18 protein-coding genes and 1 pseudogene are annotated in these 19,124 nt (G+C 58.4%); 16 read left to right on the top strand and 3 right to left on the bottom strand.

What is annotated here, in order from left to right:
* Positions 1-150: 150 nt before the first annotated feature.
* The 3 genes from xdhA to xdhC are packed head-to-tail and all read left to right on the top strand — an operon-like array spanning position 151 to position 4,750.
* Entirely contained in the window at positions 151-1,602 is a 1,452-nt protein-coding gene (gene xdhA, locus QZ517_RS09885; RefSeq protein WP_294225949.1) for a xanthine dehydrogenase small subunit, read from the top strand.
* An 11-nt stretch (positions 1,603-1,613) separates the two neighbouring features.
* Positions 1,614-3,926, top strand: coding sequence for a xanthine dehydrogenase molybdopterin binding subunit (xdhB, locus tag QZ517_RS09880; RefSeq protein WP_294225946.1), 2,313 nt, complete (start codon positions 1,614-1,616; stop codon positions 3,924-3,926).
* Positions 3,923-4,750 (top strand): xanthine dehydrogenase accessory protein XdhC, encoded by an 828-nt coding sequence (xdhC, locus tag QZ517_RS09875; protein WP_294225944.1) that lies wholly within the window; start codon positions 3,923-3,925, stop codon positions 4,748-4,750. The genes xdhB and xdhC overlap by 4 nt, the downstream gene beginning before the upstream one ends.
* Before the next feature lies 1 nt (position 4,751).
* Here xdhC and QZ517_RS09870 read toward each other — a convergent pair whose 3' ends face one another.
* Positions 4,752-5,138, bottom strand: coding sequence for a DUF1801 domain-containing protein (locus QZ517_RS09870; RefSeq protein WP_294225941.1), 387 nt, complete (start codon positions 5,136-5,138; stop codon positions 4,752-4,754).
* 176 nt (positions 5,139-5,314) lie between these two features.
* On the opposite strand from QZ517_RS09870, the gene QZ517_RS09865 reads away from it, so the two are divergent.
* The 9 genes from QZ517_RS09865 (at position 5,315) to QZ517_RS09825 (ending at position 14,933) form a co-directional block, all read left to right on the top strand.
* Positions 5,315-7,609: a bifunctional salicylyl-CoA 5-hydroxylase/oxidoreductase gene (locus QZ517_RS09865; protein ID WP_294225938.1), complete on the top strand. Its 2,295-nt coding sequence runs from the start codon at positions 5,315-5,317 to the stop codon at positions 7,607-7,609.
* Positions 7,606-8,364 (top strand): SDR family oxidoreductase, encoded by a 759-nt coding sequence (locus QZ517_RS09860; protein WP_294225935.1) that lies wholly within the window; start codon positions 7,606-7,608, stop codon positions 8,362-8,364. The genes QZ517_RS09865 and QZ517_RS09860 overlap by 4 nt, the downstream gene beginning before the upstream one ends.
* The gene (locus QZ517_RS09855; protein ID WP_294225930.1) at positions 8,361-8,822 is read left to right on the top strand and encodes a MarR family transcriptional regulator; all 462 of its coding nucleotides are present in this window, start codon (positions 8,361-8,363) and stop codon (positions 8,820-8,822) included. Before QZ517_RS09860 ends, QZ517_RS09855 begins: the two co-directional genes overlap by 4 nt.
* 3 nt (positions 8,823-8,825) lie before the next feature.
* Positions 8,826-9,626: an enoyl-CoA hydratase family protein gene (locus tag QZ517_RS09850; protein ID WP_294226004.1), complete on the top strand. Its 801-nt coding sequence runs from the start codon at positions 8,826-8,828 to the stop codon at positions 9,624-9,626.
* A 69-nt stretch (positions 9,627-9,695) separates the two neighbouring features.
* Positions 9,696-10,862: an acyl-CoA dehydrogenase family protein gene (locus QZ517_RS09845; RefSeq protein ID WP_294225927.1), complete on the top strand. Its 1,167-nt coding sequence runs from the start codon at positions 9,696-9,698 to the stop codon at positions 10,860-10,862.
* Entirely contained in the window at positions 10,859-12,475 is a 1,617-nt protein-coding gene (locus QZ517_RS09840) for an AMP-binding protein (protein WP_294225925.1), read from the top strand. Before QZ517_RS09845 ends, QZ517_RS09840 begins: the two co-directional genes overlap by 4 nt.
* Before the next feature lie 10 nt (positions 12,476-12,485).
* A complete protein-coding gene (locus tag QZ517_RS09835) occupies positions 12,486-13,325 on the top strand; it encodes a tryptophan 2,3-dioxygenase family protein (RefSeq protein WP_294225923.1) in 840 nt (279 codons plus the stop codon).
* Positions 13,326-13,327: 2 nt separating this feature from the next.
* Positions 13,328-14,521 (top strand): kynureninase, encoded by a 1,194-nt coding sequence (kynU, locus tag QZ517_RS09830; protein WP_294225920.1) that lies wholly within the window; start codon positions 13,328-13,330, stop codon positions 14,519-14,521.
* A gap of 10 nt (positions 14,522-14,531) precedes the next feature.
* A complete protein-coding gene (locus tag QZ517_RS09825) occupies positions 14,532-14,933 on the top strand; it encodes a RidA family protein (RefSeq protein ID WP_294225917.1) in 402 nt (133 codons plus the stop codon).
* Here the strand turns inward: QZ517_RS09825 and QZ517_RS09820 are convergent.
* Positions 14,930-15,736 carry a GNAT family N-acetyltransferase gene (locus QZ517_RS09820; RefSeq protein WP_294225914.1) on the bottom strand — a complete coding sequence of 269 codons (807 nt, stop codon included), beginning with the start codon at positions 15,734-15,736 and terminating at the stop codon, positions 14,930-14,932. The two genes, QZ517_RS09825 and QZ517_RS09820, sit on opposite strands and share 4 nt — an antisense overlap.
* Before the next feature lie 117 nt (positions 15,737-15,853).
* Here QZ517_RS09820 and QZ517_RS09815 point away from each other — a divergent pair, with 117 nt between their 5' ends.
* Positions 15,854-15,997, top strand: coding sequence for a hypothetical protein (locus QZ517_RS09815; protein WP_294225911.1), 144 nt, complete (start codon positions 15,854-15,856; stop codon positions 15,995-15,997).
* Positions 15,998-16,000: 3 nt separating this feature from the next.
* On the opposite strand, the gene QZ517_RS09810 is transcribed toward QZ517_RS09815, so the two are convergent.
* Positions 16,001-16,678 carry an IclR family transcriptional regulator gene (locus tag QZ517_RS09810; protein WP_294226001.1) on the bottom strand — a complete coding sequence of 226 codons (678 nt, stop codon included), beginning with the start codon at positions 16,676-16,678 and terminating at the stop codon, positions 16,001-16,003.
* Positions 16,679-16,761: 83 nt separating this feature from the next.
* Between QZ517_RS09810 and QZ517_RS09805 the strand changes: the two genes are divergently transcribed.
* From QZ517_RS09805 to QZ517_RS09795, 3 genes and pseudogenes are all read left to right on the top strand, one after another.
* Positions 16,762-17,952, top strand: a complete 1,191-nt coding sequence (locus tag QZ517_RS09805; RefSeq protein WP_294225908.1) for a CoA transferase — start codon at positions 16,762-16,764, stop codon at positions 17,950-17,952.
* A complete protein-coding gene (locus QZ517_RS09800; RefSeq protein ID WP_294225905.1) occupies positions 17,949-18,776 on the top strand; it encodes a citryl-CoA lyase in 828 nt (275 codons plus the stop codon). Before QZ517_RS09805 ends, QZ517_RS09800 begins: the two co-directional genes overlap by 4 nt.
* A gap of 55 nt (positions 18,777-18,831) precedes the next feature.
* A pseudogene (locus QZ517_RS09795) lies at positions 18,832-19,124 on the top strand (hypothetical protein); the annotation flags it as partial.

Genomic DNA, 19,124 nt, shown 5'->3' with positions numbered 1-19,124 from the left:
TAACGCGTGTTAGGGAATTTGATTTTCAATAAATCGTTGAAATAGATTTGCCAAAACTCGCATTTCATTGAGAGTGGGGTCAGGCGTACACTTTGTCAAAGGCGTTGGCCCTTGGCCGTTTACGCAACAGTTACCAGAAGCGAGGACCGGATGCAGACCCGTAGCCACATCACCTTCCTGCTCAATGGCCGGACCATCGAGATAAACGACGTTGGGGCGGATGACACGCTCCTGGATTTCCTGCGTATAGATCAGCGACTTACCGGATCAAAGGAAGGCTGCGCCGAGGGCGACTGTGGGGCTTGTACTGTTCTGGTTGGGCGGTTGACCGCTGCGGGTTTGGTCTATGAGACCGTGAACGCCTGCATCCGGTTCTTGGCTTCTTTGGATGGGTGCCACGTGGTGACCATTGAGTACCTTGGCGGGCCCAATGGGCGTTTGTCGGCGGTCCAACAGGCCATGGTCGAGCACCATGGCAGCCAATGTGGCTTCTGCACGCCGGGCATTGTCATGTCACTTTATGCGCTCTGGATGCAGCATGAACACCCAACGGTGACGCAGGTGGAAACCGCGTTGCAGGGCAACCTGTGCCGTTGCACCGGCTATGCGCCCATCATCCGTGCCGCGCAGGAGGTGACCAATTTTGGCACGCCGTCGGCCGAACATCTGACAACCGAGCGTGACAGCGTTGTGGCCGCGCTTAACGGTCTGCGTGATGGCAAACGGGTTGAGGTTGCCAAAGGCGACAGCCGCGCCATTTTGCCTGCGGATGTGGATGACCTTGCCGCTGTTCTGGAAACGGAGCCCACTGCGACGATTGTTGCCGGCTCGACGGATGTTGGGCTTTGGGTGACCAAGTTTCTCAAACAGCTGTCGCCAGCGGTTTTCATCGGTCAGTTGGACGGCCTCAAAGAAATTGCCGTCACCGAGGATGCCGTGACCATGGGTGCCGGTGTGACCTATACTGAAGCCCAAGATGTGATTGCGGAGCATTACCCGCATCTGAGCGACTACTGGGATCGCATCGCTGGTTGGCAGGTGCGCAATATGGGCACTGTGGGTGGCAATATTGCCAACGGCTCGCCAATTGGCGACACGCCACCGGTATTGATTGCATTGGGCGCATCAATCACGCTGCGCAAAGGGGCAAACCGTCGGGTGGTTCTACTGGAAGAGTTCTTTATCGCTTACGGCAAGCAGGACCGCGCGGCTGGCGAATTTGTTGAGAGCATCACCATTCCACGTGTCTCCACCGGTCATCACGCGGCATATAAAATCTCCAAACGCCGGGATGAGGATATCTCCTCCGTGGCTGTGGGCATGACTGTACAGGTCGAAAATGGTATGATCACCACAGCTGTGCTGGCCTTTGGGGGCATGGCCGCCACGCCAAAACGTGCCGCCGCCGCCGAAGCCGCGCTGGTAGGGCAGCCGTGGAGTGAAGCCACGTTGGTGGCAGCATCAACCAAACTGCCTGAGGATTTCCAACCGTTGACCGACATGCGGGCCAGTGCGGATTACCGCATGAAAGTGGCACAAAACCTGTTCCGCCGTTTTTGGCATGAAACCAATGGCGACACCGCCCGCCTGGCCAGCGCGTAAGGAGAAATAGAATGAAACAGACTGTCTCCATCCGCGGCTCCGCCCACACTGATCTGATCCACGACAGTGCGATCAAACATGTCTCTGGCGCAGCAGACTATTGCGACGACATTGCCGAACCCATTGGCACGCTGCATGCCTATTTTGGCACCGCCAAAGTGGCCCATGCGACCATCAATTCCATGGACCTCTCCGCCGTGCGCGCCGCGCCCGGCGTGGTTGGGGTGCTGACGGCCGAGGATGTGCCTGGCGTGAACGACGTGAGCCCCACAGGCCGTCATGACGAACCACTGTTTGCCACCGAGAAGGTGGAATTCTGGGGGCAGGTGCTCTTTGCGGTGGTCGCTGAGAGCCGCGACATCGCCCGCCGGGCGGTGGAACTGGCCAAGATTGACTACACGCCACTCCCGCATGTGATCGAGGCTGACGAGGCCGTGGCCAAGGGATACCCGCATGTCACCCCGCCGATGACATTGAAACGTGGTGATGTGGCCGAAGGGCAAGCCGCTGCGGCCCATCGTATCCAGGGTCACATGCGCATTGGCGGTCAGGACCACATGTATCTGGAAGGCCATATTGCCTTTGCCATGCCTGGTGAAGATGACGATGTGATCGTGCATTCCTCGACGCAACACCCGAGCGAAGCGCAGCATATGGTGGCGCATGTCTTGGGCGTGCCCTCCAACGCTGTTGTTGTGAACGTGCGCCGCATGGGCGGCGGGTTTGGCGGCAAAGAAAGCCAGATGAACCAGTTCTGCGCTGTGGCTGCGATGGCTGCGAAGAAATGGCAGCGCGCGGTGAAAATCCGTCCGGACCGCGATCAGGACATGGAAACAACCGGCAAGCGGCACGATTTTGTCGTTGATTATGACGTGGCTTTTGACGACGACGGCGCGATCCAAGCGGTGGACAACACTTTTGCCGCGCGCTGTGGCTGGACCTCGGATCTGTCAGGGCCAGTGACCGACCGGGCGCTGTTTCACGCGGACAACGCGTATTTCTACCCGCACGTAAAACTACAAAGCCGCCCGATGAAGACCAACACGGTCTCCAACACCGCTTTCCGTGGCTTTGGTGGCCCGCAGGGTGTGGTTGCAGCGGAACGTATGATGGAAGAGATTGCCTATAAGCTGGGAAAAGACCCGCTGGAGGTGCGCAAAGCGAACTTCTACGGCGACACCGACCGCAATCTGACGCCTTATCACCAGACGGTGGAAGACAATGTCATGCCGCGTCTGGTGGAGGAGTTGGAGCAAACGTCCGATTATCAAGCCCGCCGTAAGGCCGTGTTGGAACACAACGCCAAAGGCGGCATCATCCGCAAAGGCCTCTCGCTCACGCCGGTGAAATTTGGCATCAGCTTCACGGCCACCTGGTACAATCAAGCCGGTGCGCTGGTGCACATCTACAATGACGGCTCCATCATGCTGAACCATGGCGGCACCGAGATGGGCCAAGGGCTCAATACCAAAATTGCTCAGGTTGTGGCCGAAGCGTTTCAGGTGGATTTCGACGCCATCAAAATCACCAAGACCACCACGGAAAAAGTGCCCAACACTTCCGCCACAGCGGCAAGTTCCGGCACTGATCTGAACGGCATGGCGGCGCTGAATGCTTGTGAGCAGATTAAAGAGCGGTTGGTGCGGTGGGCTTGTGACCACTTTGATGTGGAAGCGCTTTTGGTCGAGTTTGCGCCCAACCAGGTGCATGTGGGCGATCAGACCTTCACCTTCGGCGAGTTCATCAAACAAGCCTATATGTCGCGCGTACAGCTTTGGGCAGCCGGCTTCTACAAGACACCGAAAATCCATTGGGATCGCGAAAAGGGTCAGGGCCGACCGTTTTACTACTACGCCTATGGCGCGGCGGTGGCCGAAGTGTCGGTGGACACATTGACCGGCGAATACAGCGTGGACCGTGCAGACGTGCTGCATGATGTGGGCAAATCGCTGAACCCTGTCTTGGACAAAGGCCAAATTGAGGGTGCGTTTGTTCAGGGCATGGGCTGGCTGACCACCGAAGAGCTCAAATGGGACGACAAAGGCCAACTGCGCACCCATGCGCCAAGCACCTATAAAATCCCATTGGCAGGCGACGTTCCGCGTGAATTCAACGTCAAACTGGCTGACTGGTCGGAGAACCGTGAGTTGACCATCAAGCGCTCCAAAGCGGTGGGCGAACCACCGTTTATGCTGCCGATCTGTGTCTTTGAAGCACTTGGCATGGCGGTGGCCTCGGTGGCGGATTACGCGGAATGCCCACGTCTGGACGCGCCGGCAACACCGGAATGTGTGCTGATGGCGGTGGAGCGTTTGCGCGGATGAAGTCGGCCGACCTCATAGCGTTTTTTGCTCGGGAAGAGCGTGCCATGCGGGTGGAGATCACCCGCGTGCGCGGCAGCTCACCGCGTGAAAAAGGCGCTGTGATGTTTGTGTCTCCCTCGGCGATGGTGGGCACCATTGGCGGGGGGCAGCTTGAATATATGGCATTAGATGAGGCGCGTAAGCTATTGAAGCTAGGCCAAATCTCTGGCTTCATGGATGTGCCGCTGGGGCCAGAGATTGGCCAATGCTGTGGCGGACGTGTGGAGATCACACTCTCCGAAATGGATGCCTCTTCTCGGGCAATGGCGGTTGCAGCGACGGAAGCACATGAGGCCGCGTTGCCGAATGTCTACATCTTTGGCGCAGGCCATGTTGGCCGTGCCTTGGCTGATTTGCTTCAGCATTTGCCGGTGCGTTGTCTGTTGGTGGATAGCCGCTCCGAAGAGTTGGGCCTGTCACGCGCCAATGTCGAAAAGCGGCTCACAGCTTTACCCGAAGCGGATGTGCGCGGCGCACCGGCGGGGAGCGCTTTCATTGTGCTGACTCATGATCACGCGCTGGATTTTCTGCTGACGTCGGAGGCCTTGGCGCGCAAAGACGCGCGATGGGTGGGCATGATTGGCTCAGCCACCAAGCGGGTGAAGTTTGAGCGGTTTGCCCAAAGTGAATGTGACGGTCTGAGCTCGGAGGCGTTGCACTGCCCAATTGGCGCGGGTGGCAGCAAAGACAAACGCCCCGAAGTGATCGCCGCGATGGTGGTGGCGGATGTGCTGACTGCGCTGACCACAGAGACGGTTCCGCAGATGGAACACGTTCCCAGCTAAATCAGCGTTTCTGTTTGTGATAGGTCAGTGCCATCACAGCCATGATATGCAGCGCCTCTTCGGGCAGGTGCTCCGCGAGAGAGATGTGCACGGCGCGCGTCCCATCGTAGTCAAACAGATCGCCAAACTTATGACGCCAGGCCTCCACCAAGGACGTTTGGCAATGCACCAACATCTCCACCCGTTCCGGCGCTTTTTGCGACCAGCTCAACCGAATTGGCGTGCCCGTACGTTTGGATGGGGCAAAACTGGGTTGTCCCCATTTCAGGTTTTCAGTGAGCGGCGCGGTGTTCGTGGCTTCTGCTGCGGCGCGGATGATGTCACGCAGGGTTTCCAGATGCGTCCGTGCCTCAATTGGGAGGTTGGTGAAGTATTGCTCAATTGTCATGGCTGCCTTTTTGAGGAAGTTGCGCCGATCAAGCAAGGCATTGGGGTCCTAAGTATGAGGCGGTGAGAAATTCTCAGGTTAGAAATTTCAAGCTTGAAGTAAGTCGCGACTCATCCTAGCGTAAAGGAAGCGACGGGGCGCTTGCGGCTCCGCGATCTTCGTCAGGGAGGGAAGATATGCGTGTTGCGTGTTTGGGTGGAGGCCCAGCTGGACTGTACTTTGCCATTTCGATGAAGCTGCGCGACCCGTCGCATCAGGTCACGGTGATTGAACGCAATCGCGCCACTGACACCTTTGGATGGGGTGTTGTGCTGTCAGACGACGCGCTGGAAAACCTACAAGTGAATGACCCCAAATCGGCGCAGATGATCCGCGATCACTTTGCCTATTGGGATGACATTGCCGTGGTGCATGACGGCGTGCGCACCGTATCGGGCGGCCATGGATTTGCAGGCATCGGCCGCATGCAGATGCTGCTTCTGCTGCAAGACCGGGCCCGTGAACTGGGTGTGGAGCTGCAGTATGAGACCGAATTTAAGGACATCGAGGCGATCCGCGCGCAGTATGATCTGGTGGTGGGATGTGACGGCTTAAACAGTGTTGTCAGAGAGACTTACGCGGAGCACTTCAAGCCCGAGATCGATGTGCGCGCGTGTAAATTTGTCTGGCTTGGCACGCATCAGAAATTTGATGACGCCTTTACCTTTATTTTTGAGAAAACCAAACACGGCTGGATCTGGGCGCATGTTTATCAGTTTGATGACGAGACGGCGACCTTCATCGTGGAGTGCGGGCAGGAGACCTGGGACAACTTCGGTTTTGAAGACATGTCCAAGGAAGAGATTGTCGAGACCTGCCGCGCGGTGTTTGCCGACCACCTTGGTGGGCACGACCTGATGAGCAACGCGGCGCATCTACGCGGCTCGGCGGTGTTCATGAACTTCCCACGGGTGCTCTGTGAGAAGTGGCATCATGAGAATGTTGTGTTGCTGGGTGATGCATCGGCCACGGCACATTTTTCGATTGGCTCTGGCTCGCGACTGGCGTTTGACAGTGCCATAGCACTGGCGGAGTTCCTGCACTCCGAGCCGACCATGGAAGGCGCCTTTGAACGCTACCAGGACGAACGGCGGCTGGATGTGTTGCGGCTGCAATCAGCGGCGCGCAACTCGCTGGAGTGGTTTGAAGAGGTGGAACGCTACCTTGATCTGGACCCGGTGCAGTTCAACTATTCCCTGCTGACGCGCAGCCAGCGGATCAGCCATGAAAACCTGCGGCTGCGCGATGCAGACTGGCTCAAGTCCGCGGAAAAATGGTTTCAGGATCAGGCGGGCGCGCTTGCCGATGCACCCGTGCGCGCGCCAATGTTTGCGCCATATAAAATGCGCGACATGGAACTGGCCAATCGCATCGTGGTGTCGCCCATGGCGCAGTACAAGGCTGTCGATGGCTCTCCAACCGATTGGCATCTGATCCATTACGGCGAGCGCGCCAAAGGCGGGGCCGGGCTGGTGTATACTGAGATGACCTGTGTGAGCGCTGAGGGGCGGATCACGCCGGGCTGCCCAGGGCTTTATGCGCCGGAACACCAGGCGGCGTGGCGACGGCTGAACGATTTTGTGCATACCGAAACAGAGGCCAAGATTTGTTGCCAGATTGGCCATTCGGGCCGCAAAGGCTCCACGCAGGTTGGCTGGGAAGTGATGGATGCGCCGTTGAAACAGGGCAATTGGGATTTGGTTTCGGCCTCGGCGATCCCTTGGAGCGACGGCAACGCTGTGCCACGGGCGGCGACGCGCGAAGAAATGGACACAATCAAGGCGCAGTTTGTGGCGGCGGCACAGATGGCGGAGCGTGCAGACTTTGACATGATCGAATTGCACGCGGCCCATGGCTATCTGATCTCCAGCTTTATCTCGCCGGTGAGCAACCAGCGCGATGATGAGTACGGCGGCTCGCTTGAAAACCGCCTGCGCTATCCGCTGGAGGTGTTTGAAGCAATGCGGGTGGTCTGGCCCGCGGAAAAGCCGATGTCGGTGCGGATTTCGGCCAACGACTGGGTAGGCGAGGATGGCGTGACCCCACAAGATGCGGTGGAGATTGCCAAAGCTTTCCGCGCCGCAGGGGCAGACATCATCGACGTCAGCGCAGGGCAGACCAGCACCGAGGCCAAGCCGGTTTATGGCCGCATGTTCCAGACGCCATTTAGCGACCGCATACGCAACGAGGCGGGCATTCCGACCATGGTGGTAGGCAATATTTATGAGGCGGATCACGCCAACTCGATCCTGATTGCAGGACGGGCGGATCTGGTGGCTGTTGGCCGTCCACATCTGGCGGACCCTTATTGGCTGCATCATGAGGCGGCGCGGATCGGCGACCGCCATGCCACTTGGCCCAAGCCCTATGAAGCGGGACGGGATCAGGCCTGGCGACTTGCGGACCGTGAAGCGGAGATGATCCGGGTATGAGTATTGCAGGCAAACATGCGGTGGTGACCGGCGGCGGCACTGGCGTTGGGGCCGCGATTGCCGAGGCCATGGCGCACGCCGGTGCCAAGGTCACCGTTGTGGGCCGCCGCGAGGGGCCGCTGCGTGAGGTGGCGGGTAGACACAAGTTCATTGGCTGGAAGTGCTGTGATGTGACCGATGCCGAAGCCGTGCGTGCGGCCTTTACTGAGGCGCGGGCCTTGGATGGGCCAATTGAAGTGGTTGTTGCCAATGCGGGGGCAGCAGAAAGCGTGCCGTTTGCCAAGATGACATCGGATCATTTGACGGCAATGTTGAACGTGAATTTGGCGGGTGTGGTGAACGTCTGGCAAGCGGCGTTGCCGGATATGATGGCAGCAAGCTGGGGACGGTTGATCGCCATTGCCTCCACGGCAGGGCTGAAGGGATATCCTTATGTAAGCGGCTATTGCGCGGCCAAACACGGGGTGGTGGGGCTGACCCGTTCCGTTGCCATCGAAATGAGCGACAGTGGCATCACCGCCAACGCCATTTGTCCCGGCTTTGTCGACACACCGATGTTAGACCGCTCGATTGCCAATATCGTTGAGAAGACAGGCATGGACGAGGCGAAGGCCCGCGCCAACCTCACACGGGGCAATCCGCAAAGGCGATTTATTGAGGTGGACGAAGTGGCTGGCGCCGCGTTGTGGCTATGTGAAGACGCGGCGCGCTCGGTGAACGGCCATGCCATGACCCTTTCGGGAGGGGAAGTATGAGCGAGACTAGCACAGACCTGAGTAAAGAGCGGCTGCGGCTTTGGCTGAAGCTGTTGAAAGCCTCGGGCATGATTGAGGATGAAATCCGCCGTCGTCTGCGCCGGGAATTTGACAGCACCTTGCCAAGATTTGACGTGATGAGTGTGTTAGCGCGCTTTCCTGAAGGGCAAAAGATGAGCCAGATCAGTGAGTTGTTGCGCGTTTCCAATGGCAATGTCACCGGCATTGTCGACAAACTGTCGGACGAAGGGCTGGCGCAACGCGTGGCGGTGCCGGGGGATCGGCGTGCTGCGCTTGTGAAGTTGACCAACAAAGGCATCGCCGCCTTTGCACAACACGCCGCGACGCACGAAGGCTGGTTGGATGAAATGCTGGGTGGTCTTGGCGCCGATGATGTGGAGGGCATGGCCACCCGACTGGAACGGCTGATTGAGACACTGGAAGACAGGGAGATCTGAGTGATGCGCACGGATGTGAAGCACTTTTTGTGCAGTGTTGAGAGCGGCATCGCGACGGTGCAGCTCAACCGGCCGGAGCGGAAAAACCCGCTGACGTTTGATAGTTACGCAGAGCTGCGCGACTGGTTTCGCGATCTGAGCTATGATGTCGAGGTCAAGGCGGTGGTGTTTGCCCCCAATGGCGGCAATTTCAGCTCCGGCGGCGATGTGCATGACATCATTGGCCCGCTGACCAAGATGAATATGAAAGAGCTGCTGGCGTTTACACGTATGACCGGTGATCTGGTAAAAGCCATGGTCAACTGCGGCAAGCCAATCATTGCTGCCGTGGACGGCATCTGTGCCGGCGCCGGGGCGATCATTTCGATGGCGTCTGATCTACGGATCGCCACACCAGATGCCAAGACTGCGTTTCTGTTCAACCGTGTGGGTTTGGCGGGGTGTGACATGGGTGCCTGCGCAATCCTGCCGCGTATCATTGGCCAGGGACGGGCGGCGGAGCTGCTTTATTTAGGCCGCGCCATGACTGCAGAAGAAGGCCACGCTTGGGGCTATTTCAACCGCGTTGTGGAGGCTGAGGCTTTGATGGCAGAAGCCCAAGCTTTGGCGCGACGCATCGCGGACGGGCCAGGCTTTGCCAATATGATGACCAAAACCATGCTGGCGCAGGAGTGGTGCATGTCAATTGAGCAGGCAATTGAGGCTGAGGCGCAGGCACAGGCGATTTGTATGCAGGGGCAAGATTTCCATCGGGCCTATCATGCCTTTGTCGCCAAAGAGCGGCCGGTGTTTGAAGGCGACTGACAGTTTTGTGGGGGCCAGCCCCCACACCCCCGAGATATTTGGGGAATGAGAAAGCGGGGAGGCTTTCACATGGCGGATCAAACTTTTTTGGACTGGCCTTTCTTTGAAGAGACGCATCGCGCGTGCGCGGCGGAGCTGGAGGCTTGGGCTGAAGGGGCCTTAGCATCGGTCGACCATGCTGATGTGGATGACAGCTGTCGCGATCTGGTGACGTCTTTGGGGGAGGCTGGATTTTTACAGGCCACGGCGTCTGAGGAGGGCGCGTTGGATGTGCGGACCTTGTGCTTGAGCCGGGAGATTTTGGCGCGCCATGATGGCTTGGCGGATTTTGCCTTTGCCATGCAGGGGCTTGGGACCGGAGCGATTTCGCTGTTTGGCTCTGAGGCGCAGAAAGCTGCGTGGTTGCCACAGACGCGGGCGGGCAAGGCGATTGCCGCGTTTGCACTGACCGAGCCGCAGTCCGGATCAGATGTGGCCAATTCCACCATGACCGCGACGCGGGATGGTGATGACTTTGTGCTGAATGGTGAGAAGACTTGGATTTCCAACGGCGGCATTGCGGATGTCTACACCGTATTTGCCCGAACTGGTGAGGCGCCGGGCGCCAAAGGGTTGAGCGCCTTTGTGGTGCCCGCTGACACGCCGGGCCTGTCGGTGACTGAGCGGCTCGAGACAATCGCGCCACACCCTTTGGCGACGTTGAAGTTTGAGGACTGTCGTATTCCGGCTGAAGCTCTCATTGGAGACGCTGGCCGGGGCTTTGCCATCGCCATGTCGGTGCTGGATGTGTTCCGCTCTACTGTGGCGGCGGCGGCGCTGGGATTTGCACGACGTGCACTGGATGAGACCGTGGCTCGGGTGCAGACCCGGGAAGTCCAAGGTGCACCGTTGTTTGAATTGCAGATGGTGCAGGGACACATCGCGGATATGGCGCTGGATGTGGATGCGGCTGCGCTGCTTGTTTACCGCGCAGCCTGGGCCAAGGATTCCGGTGCACCGCGGGTGACACGCGAAGCGGCCATGGCAAAACTGTTTGCCACCGACCATGCGCAACAGGTGATCGACAAAGCGGTGCAGTTGTTTGGTGGTGACGGGGTGAAAACCGGCGAGGTGGTGGAGCGGCTCTATCGCGAGATCCGGGCTTTGCGGATCTATGAGGGGGCGAGCGACGTGCAGCGCGTTGTGATCGCGCGCCAGACCTTGGCAAATGCAGCAGCAGAAGGAGCAAGAAAATGATGGGCGCAAGCGCGCATGTGGACAGCTTCACGCGGGACAATCTGCCGCCTGCCGAGATGTGGCCGGACCTGTTGTTGGCAGGGTTTGATTATCCCGAGCAGATGAACGCCGGTTGGGAATTGACCGACGGTATGGTGGCCAAAGGTTTTGGTGACAACACCGCGTTGATTGGGAATGGCCGGCGGCGCACCTACAAAGAGCTGACCGATTGGACCAACCGTCTGGCGCATGTTTTGGTTGAAGATTTGGGGGTAATGCCTGGAAATCGCGTGATTATTCGCTCTACCAACAACCCTGCCATGGTGGCGTGCTGGCTGGCGGCGACAAAGGCTGGGGCGGTGGTGATCAACACCATGCCGATGCTGCGCGCGGTGGAACTAACCAAATATGTTGAGAAGGCAGAGATCAGCCACGCGATTTGTGACACGCGGCTGATGGAAGAAATGACCGCCTGCGCCGCGGCCTGTGATGGACTTGAAGTCATTGGCTTTGACGGCACCGCCAACCATGACGCGGAACTGGACCGGCTGGCGCTGGAGAAGCCTGTGACGTTTGAGACGGTGCCCACGGCTGCAGATGATGTGGCGTTGATTGGCTTTACCTCGGGCAGCACGGGTGAGCCCAAAGGCACCATGCATTTTCATCGTGACTTGATGATCATTGCTGATGGGTATGCCAAAGAAGTGCTGGATGTGCAGCCAGAGGACGTTTTTGTGGGCTCACCGCCTTTGGCTTTCACATTTGGCCTTGGTGGGCTGGCGATCTTCCCGTTGCGCTTTGGTGCGGCAGCGACATTGCTGGAACAGGCCACGCCACCGAACATGATCGAGATCATCGAGAAGTATAAAGCGACCGTTTGCTTCACTGCACCCACTGCGTATCGGGCGATGCTGGCGGCAATGGACGAAGGTGCGGACCTGTCTTCACTTCGGGCAGCGGTCAGCGCAGGGGAAACCTTGCCTGCGCCGGTGTATGACGAGTGGCAAACCAAAACTGGCAAACCGATGCTTGATGGCATTGGTGCAACCGAACTGTTGCATATCTTTATCTCCAACCGCTTTGACGACCACCGACCTGCCTGCACTGGCAAGCCCGTGACCGGCTATGAAGCCAAAGTTGTGGGACCGGCCGGAACCAGCCTGCCGCGCGGCGAGGTTGGACGGTTGGCGGTGCGTGGTCCTACCGGCTGTCGCTATCTGGGTGGTGAACGGCAGGATGAGTATGTTGTGGACGGCTGGAACATCTCCGGCGATGCCTTTTGGCAGGACGACGATGGTTACTTCCATTTCGCGGCGCGCAATGACGATATGATCATTTCCTCGGGCTACAACATTGCGGGGCCGGAAGTTGAGGCGGCGCTACTGGCGCATGAGGCGGTGGCGGAATGCGCGGTGATTGGCGTGTCGGATGAAGCACGTGGCGCGATTGTGGAGGCGCATGTCGTTTTGGCTGCAGAGACAATAGCGGACGATACAATGCGCAAGGCCCTGCAAGACCATGTGAAATCCACCATAGCGCCTTACAAATATCCGCGTTCGGTGGTGTTCACCGACGCCTTGCCAAAGACGGAAACCGGTAAAATTCAGCGCTTCCGATTGCAGCCAGACAACTAAGGACAACCCAATGACCGAAAAAGCGTATGATCCGTCCACAGATGGCGCCAAAATGTCCTTCAAAGATGCGATGTCTTATGGCGACTACCTGCATCTGGATGGCATTCTGACCCAGCAGCATCCGCAGTCTGACGCGCATGACGAGATGCTGTTCATCATCCAACATCAGACATCCGAGTTGTGGATGAAGTTGGCCCTGCACGAGCTGGGCGCGGCACGTGAGGCGCTCAAATCCGGTGATTTGAGCCATATGTTCAAGATGCTGGCCCGCGTGAGCCGCATTTTTGAACAGCTCAACAACGCTTGGGACGTGCTGCGCACCATGACGCCTGCGGATTACACCACATTCCGCGAGTCCTTGGGGCCAAGCTCTGGTTTCCAGAGCCATCAATACCGGCTGATTGAATATGTTCTGGGCAACCGTAACCCCAACATGGTGAAGCCGCACGCGCATGTGCCCGCGGCCAAGGCGGCGCTGGAGGCGGAGCTGGCACAACCCAGTTTCTATGACGAGGTGATCCGTTACCTCTTTGTTTCTTTGAATGGGGATGACAGCGCGATGCCAGCCCCCCAAATGGGCCAGCCGCATGTGGCAGATCCAGAGGTTCAGGCGCGTTGGAAAACCGTTTATGAAGATGTGGACACCCATTGGCGGCTTTATGAAATGGCCGAAAAACTGGTCGATTTGGAAGATTACTTCCGCCGCTGGCGGTTTAACCACGTCACCACGGTGGAACGGGTGATTGGCTTTAAACGCGGCACCGGCGGCACGTCGGGCGTGCAGTATCTGCGCAGGATGCTGGACGTGGAACTCTTCCCCGAACTTTGGCACCTGCGCGGAGATTTGTGAGCATGGGCGTGAACCTCCCGAGAAAAGAGCTGTTTGATGTGCCTGAGGGCGTGATCTACCTCGATGGCAACTCGTTGGGCGTGCTGCCCAAAGGCGCGGCTGAGCGGGCGCAGAAAACCATCACCGAGGAATGGGGGCGGCAGCTGATCAAAGCGTGGAACGCCGCTGGCTGGATGGCGCTGCCGCAAGACGTGGGCGATCGGATTGCCGACTTGATTGGCGCGCCAGCAGGCTCTGTGGCAACCGGCGACACGCTGTCGATAAAAGTTTATCAGGCGCTGGCTGCGGCGTTAAAAAAGCGCCCGGACCGCAAAGTGATCCTGAGTGACAATGGCAATTTCCCGTCTGATCTTTATATGGCCGAAGGGCTGATCAAAACGCTGGATCAAGGATACGAGCTGCGCACGCCAGCACCTGAGGATGTGGCCGAGGCCATCACCGAAGAGGTTGCCGTGGTGATGCTCACGCAGGTGGATTACCGCTCTGGCCGCATGCACGATATGGATGCCATCACAAAACGTGCCCATGAGGTTGGTGCGGTGATGATCTGGGATCTGGCGCACTCTGCCGGTGCGGTGCAAGTCGACATGGCGGGCAGCAAGGCCGAGTTTGCCGTTGGCTGTACCTACAAGTACCTTAACGGGGGGCCGGGTGCGCCTGCATTCATCTATGTGCGTCCTGACATCGTGGACAACATCGAACCGGCGCTGTCTGGTTGGTTGGGCCATGATGCGCCATTTGCGATGGAGCTGAACTATCGCCCGGCCTCCGCGACCGAGCGTATGCGGGTGGGCACGCCACCAATCCTGCAATTGGGTGTGCTGCAAGAAGCGCTGAAGGCCTGGGACGGCGTCGACATGGCGGAACTGCGCGCCGCGTCACAACGCCTGTCTGATCTGTTTATCAAAGAGGTTGAGGCGCGCTGTCCCATGCTGACGCTCGCCAGCCCACGGGATGCAAATGCGCGTGGCTCACAGGTGTCGTTTGCTTTTGAGCATGGCTATGCCGCGATGCAGGCAATCATCGATCGTGGCGTGATTGGTGATTTCCGTGCCCCCAACATCATGCGCTTTGGCTTCACGCCGCTCTATCTGGATGACATGGATATTGTGGCTGCCGCAGAGATCATCGAAGATGTGATGACCAACGAACATTGGCACGCCGAAAAGTACAACGTGCGCTCACGTGTGACGTAAGACGAGGAACATGGGTTTGAAAACAATACATCCTGAGGGCTGGGCGCCCGCACTGGGCTACGCCAATGGCATGCTGGCTGAGGACGGTACATTGCATATAGGCGGGCAGATTGGCTGGAACAGTCAAAAGGTCTTTGAAAGCCATGATTTCATTGGCCAGATGACGCAAGTTTTGCAAAACATCCGCGAGATTGTCGAAGCTGCCGGCGGGCAGCCATGCGATATTGCGCGGCTGACCTGGTTTGTGAAAAGCAAGTCTGAGTATCTCGCACACCAACGCGAAGTGGGGCAGGCTTATCGGGCTGTGCTGGGGCGTCATTTCCCAGCTATGTCACTGGTTGTGGTGGCTGATCTGGTCGAAGACGAGGCGCTTTTGGAGATCGAAGCCACGGCGCACATCACGAAGGCTTAACGGGCGGCCATCAGGGCCCGGTCCAGATACTTCAAGGGCGACAACAGCTTGCCCAACGGAGGCCACCAAATCCAGCTGCCGCCTAAAGGCCGCAAGGTGGCGCCTGTGCCCAGCTTGAACCGCGCCAATCCGGCGGCTTTTTCAGTGTCGACTTGACCCAACTCCAATGTGGTCACGCCTTTGCTGGCAAGCCAGCTCATACCTTCCCAAAGCAAGAGGTTGTGCGCACTGGCCGCGCGCCCGGCTTCGGTGGTGTGGCTGATGTGATAGGTGGCGCTGTCGCCATGGCGCAGGAACAACATCGCCGCGACCGGCTCTTTGCCGTCAAAGGCCATAAACAGTTTTGCGCTGCCGCGATTAGCCTTGCTGTAGGCCAGCGTAAGCGCCTCAGACCACGTTGCATAGCCACGTGTAGCTTGCTGTTGCGCGTCCTGCTGCAAAATCCAGTTGTCAGGTTTGTACGGCAGGTTCTGTCGGGTGAGGCGCAAGCCTTGACCTTCGGCAAACACCAACCGGTTGCGCCATTTCTGGTGCATTTGCCCGCGCAAATCGCCGGTGAGGTCCAACTCCGCCACCTGGGTGGGGGTCATTACCGGCACCGCGCCCAGATCGCCCAGCCATGGCGCGGGATGATCTGGATTGATCACCAAAACGTCACGCCGCAACCCAGCTTCGCGGACGAGACCCGCTAAAGTCTCTTTTTCAACCGTCGCGCGGGGCAGCATCGCCAAAGGCACGCCTGCAATTGTCCGGCGCAGCACCAAGGTGCCGTCCGCAAGCGTCTTGGTTTGCGCTTCTGTCATGCTCAAAGCCTGACGGTATTCGTCACTCTGTTGCAACGGGCGCGCGGGGAGGGGGAGAGAGACATCCAACATGGGGTCATTAACGCATCTGAAACCTAATTCATGGTTAATGAAACAATGAGAAAGCCAGAACAATCCGCCGTAATGGGGCAGTTTGCGCCCACCGTGAAATGGACCAAAGCCGCCGCCGTGCTCTTGGCCACCGCGATCTCGATCCCGGTGTTCCTTGTCCTGACAGCCATCGACGTGCTGTTCCTCTAAGCCCTAAAGAATGTCGCGGCCTAGGTTTTGTGCCGCAAGCAACACGCGCAGCCGGGCCATCTCCAGCGCGTCACCGCTGAGCCGTTCCAATGGTCCGGAAACTGCCAAAGCCCCATGAAATTGCCCGGCAGCATCCACTATTGGTGCAGATGCAGATGCGATATGTGGGTTGCGCTCACCTGCTGATATACAGCTGCCATCTGCCGTCAGCCGTGCCCTGGCTGCTGTCTCTTGCAAGCTATAGGCCGCCAGTACATGGCCTGCGGCCCCCGCGCGCAAGGTCAGCCGCGCGCCTTCGTCCAAATGGTGGCGCACCGGTTCTGGCGAGTTCTCCCGATACAGGCACAACCGCTCATCCTGATCGAGCACATAGAAAGACGCGGTTTCACCCGTTTCCGTCACCAGTTGACGCAGCACAGGTCGGATCGCATCGCCCATCTCAAAGTTACGCCGATAGAGCGTCCCCAACCGCCAGAGCGCGGGCCCCAGCCGAAATCGCCGGTCCGCATCGCGTTTGAGATAGCCATAGCGCTCCAAAGATGCTGCGAGCCGCGAGACGTTGCTTTTGTAAAGTCCAGTTTCTTTGGCAATTTCTGTCAGCGTGAGCGAACGCCGCTCACCCGAAAATGCCTCCAGAATCGACAGGGCTTTCTCAACGGATTCTACGCGGGCCTCGGGCATCTGTTCCACTCTGCGCAACACCTTGGCCAACATGTTGCACTGATTAGGTCTCGCGTCTAGCTCCGGAAGTAAAAGGACACCCTATGAAACCACTCACGGACATTCGCGTATTGGACCTCACCAATGTGCTCGCAGGTCCCTTTGCCTGTCATCAACTGGCCCATATGGGGGCTGAGGTGATCAAGGTTGAAGCGGTGGGGCGCGGCGATCTTGCGCGGCAATTGGGCGCCGACCCAGAGCTCAGTAAAAACAACATGGGCGTGTCCTTTCTTGCCCAAAATGCGGGCAAGAAATCGGTCACGGTGAACCTGAAAAACCCTGACGGCAAAGCGCTGTTTGAGAAGCTCGTCGCCACCGCTGATGTGGTGGTGGAAAATTTCCGCCCTGGCGTGATGGACCGGCTGGGCGTGGGCTATGACCGTTTGAAAGAGCTCAAACCCAACCTGATATATTGCGCCATTTCCGGCTTTGGCCAAGATGGCCCGTGGAAACACCGTCCGGCATACGACCAGATCATCCAAGGCACGTCTGGCGTCATGTCTGTTACCGGCGACACAGACAGTGCGCCTCTGCGTGTGGGGTATCCGATCGCGGACACGGTGGGCGGCATCACGGCAGCCTTTGCCATTGCCGCCGCGCTCAATGCCCGCCCACGAGGCACGTTTATCGATGTTTCCATGCTTGAATCCGTGCTCGCGACCATGGGCTGGGCCGTGTCCAACTATCTGATCGCCGGGGTTGATCCCCAAGCCAATGGCAATGAAAACCCAACCTCCGCGCCCTCTGGGGCCTTTGACGCCGAAGGCGGCCTGATCAACATAGCCGCCAACAAAGACGAACAATGGGTGTTGCTGACGGACCATCTTGGCCTCGCCGCGCTGCGAGACCGCCCAGAATACGCCACGCGAGACAGCCGAAAAACCCATCGGATGGCCCTCAAAGCAGAGTTGGAGGCGGTTCTGAAAACCCGTCCGGCGCGGGATTGGGCCAAAGAACTCAACCAGATTGGCGTGCCAGCGGGCGCAGTGTTGACAGTGCCAGAAGTGCTCGACATGCCGCAAATCGCCGATCGGGGATTTTTGCACCGCTTTCCAAATGTGCCCGGCGTGGGGCGCGACATTGACGTGGTCACCACGGGCGTGAAGCTCGATGGCGCCCCGTTGACGGTTGACAATCCACCGCCACAGCTGGGCGCAGACAATCGAGACATATACTGCAGTCTTGGCTTCACGGAAGGCGAGCTAGAAATCCTGCAAAAAGGTGGTGCGATATGACCCATTCCAATTCTGACGTCTCTGATTGGTGGTCCACCTCCATCATCGACATGGCCCCAGGTCAAATCCGTTTTCGTGGGCATCCAATCGAAGAGCTGATTGGGAACGTCACCTTTCCCCAGATGATCTGGCTGATGACGCGCGGCGACTTGCCCACGCCGGATCAAGCCCGTTTGCTGGAATGTGCGCTTGTTGCCGCTGTGGATCATGGCCCGCAAGCGCCCTCAATTGCCGCTGCGCGCATGGCGGTGACCTGTGGATTGGGTCTCAACGGGGCCATGGCGTCTGCGGTGAATTTTCTGGATGACGTGCACGGCGGCGCAGGTGAACAGGCGGTGGAGCTGTACACTTGGATTGGCCAAGCAGTGCAACAAGGCGCGGATGTGCAAATGGCCACTGCTGAGATGATCAACAAATGGCAAGCCGAGCGCGGTAAATTCATCCCCGGGTTTGGGCACCGCTTTCACAAACCCGAAGACCCGCGCGCCCCCCGTTTGTTGGGCCTGGTCGAGGAGGCTGCAAAATCCGGAGTTGTTTCAGGCCGCTTTGCCGCCATTGGCCTCGCGGTCCAAAAAGACCTCAACAGTCGCAAAGGCAAACCGGTGCCTATGAATATCGACGGGGCCACGGCGGTTGTTTTTGCCGAGCTTGGCTTTGAAGGCCCTCTGGCGCGCGGACTGTTTTGCTTGTCCCGCTCCGTGGGGGTGATTGCCCATGCCTGGGAGCAGATGGGGCAGGGGGAGCGCAACAAAGGCCCAACCCCGCCGAAATACCGCTGGACCTATACCGGCGAAAACCCAATCCATGAGGTCCAAGAATTGTAGTGGTCATTTGTGGAAGCGTTGTTTGGACGGTCTAGGCGTCTAACTTGATTTGGTAATGAATGGCATCATGCACCACACAGTATCACAGACAAAAGCGGGTACCGACAAACATTGGGATAGTGAGGTCAAAGGTTTCGTTCTCTTCGCGGGGAAGAAATCAAAGACCTGGTATTATCAGAAGGACGTTGGCGGGCAGACGCGCCGGGTCCTCATCGGGCGGTTTCCGGTGATCTCGCCAGACTGCGCTGGGTTTTGCTCTGGAATGGGGCAGGGGGGCGGCAAGAAAACCCAAATAGGAGCGCCAACCCTTAAGGTGGCGATGGATGCCTACCTCGCGCGCCCGAAGCT

This window comes from uncultured Shimia sp., from assembly GCF_913054185.1.
GTDB lineage: Bacteria > Pseudomonadota > Alphaproteobacteria > Rhodobacterales > Rhodobacteraceae > Shimia.
The sequence above is the reverse complement of the archived record's forward strand: the minus strand, read 5'-3'. Positions and strand labels throughout refer to the sequence as shown.

Coding starts and splice junctions, on each gene's coding strand:
- xdhB (WP_294225946.1), top strand. CDS start 1,614: ATGAAACAGACTGTCTCCATCCGCGGCTCCGCCCACACTGATCTGATC.
- QZ517_RS09860 (WP_294225935.1), top strand. CDS start 7,606: ATGAGTATTGCAGGCAAACATGCGGTGGTGACCGGCGGCGGCACTGGC.
- kynU (WP_294225920.1), top strand. CDS start 13,328: ATGGGCGTGAACCTCCCGAGAAAAGAGCTGTTTGATGTGCCTGAGGGC.
- QZ517_RS09800 (WP_294225905.1), top strand. CDS start 17,949: ATGACCCATTCCAATTCTGACGTCTCTGATTGGTGGTCCACCTCCATC.
- QZ517_RS09855 (WP_294225930.1), top strand. CDS start 8,361: ATGAGCGAGACTAGCACAGACCTGAGTAAAGAGCGGCTGCGGCTTTGG.
- QZ517_RS09805 (WP_294225908.1), top strand. CDS start 16,762: ATGAAACCACTCACGGACATTCGCGTATTGGACCTCACCAATGTGCTC.
- QZ517_RS09850 (WP_294226004.1), top strand. CDS start 8,826: ATGCGCACGGATGTGAAGCACTTTTTGTGCAGTGTTGAGAGCGGCATC.
- QZ517_RS09815 (WP_294225911.1), top strand. CDS start 15,854: ATGAGAAAGCCAGAACAATCCGCCGTAATGGGGCAGTTTGCGCCCACC.
- QZ517_RS09865 (WP_294225938.1), top strand. CDS start 5,315: ATGCGTGTTGCGTGTTTGGGTGGAGGCCCAGCTGGACTGTACTTTGCC.
- QZ517_RS09825 (WP_294225917.1), top strand. CDS start 14,532: ATGGGTTTGAAAACAATACATCCTGAGGGCTGGGCGCCCGCACTGGGC.
- QZ517_RS09870 (WP_294225941.1), bottom strand. CDS start 5,138: ATGACAATTGAGCAATACTTCACCAACCTCCCAATTGAGGCACGGACG.
- xdhA (WP_294225949.1), top strand. CDS start 151: ATGCAGACCCGTAGCCACATCACCTTCCTGCTCAATGGCCGGACCATC.
- QZ517_RS09810 (WP_294226001.1), bottom strand. CDS start 16,678: ATGCCCGAGGCCCGCGTAGAATCCGTTGAGAAAGCCCTGTCGATTCTG.
- QZ517_RS09840 (WP_294225925.1), top strand. CDS start 10,859: ATGATGGGCGCAAGCGCGCATGTGGACAGCTTCACGCGGGACAATCTG.
- QZ517_RS09835 (WP_294225923.1), top strand. CDS start 12,486: ATGACCGAAAAAGCGTATGATCCGTCCACAGATGGCGCCAAAATGTCC.
- QZ517_RS09820 (WP_294225914.1), bottom strand. CDS start 15,736: ATGACAGAAGCGCAAACCAAGACGCTTGCGGACGGCACCTTGGTGCTG.
- QZ517_RS09845 (WP_294225927.1), top strand. CDS start 9,696: ATGGCGGATCAAACTTTTTTGGACTGGCCTTTCTTTGAAGAGACGCAT.
- xdhC (WP_294225944.1), top strand. CDS start 3,923: ATGAAGTCGGCCGACCTCATAGCGTTTTTTGCTCGGGAAGAGCGTGCC.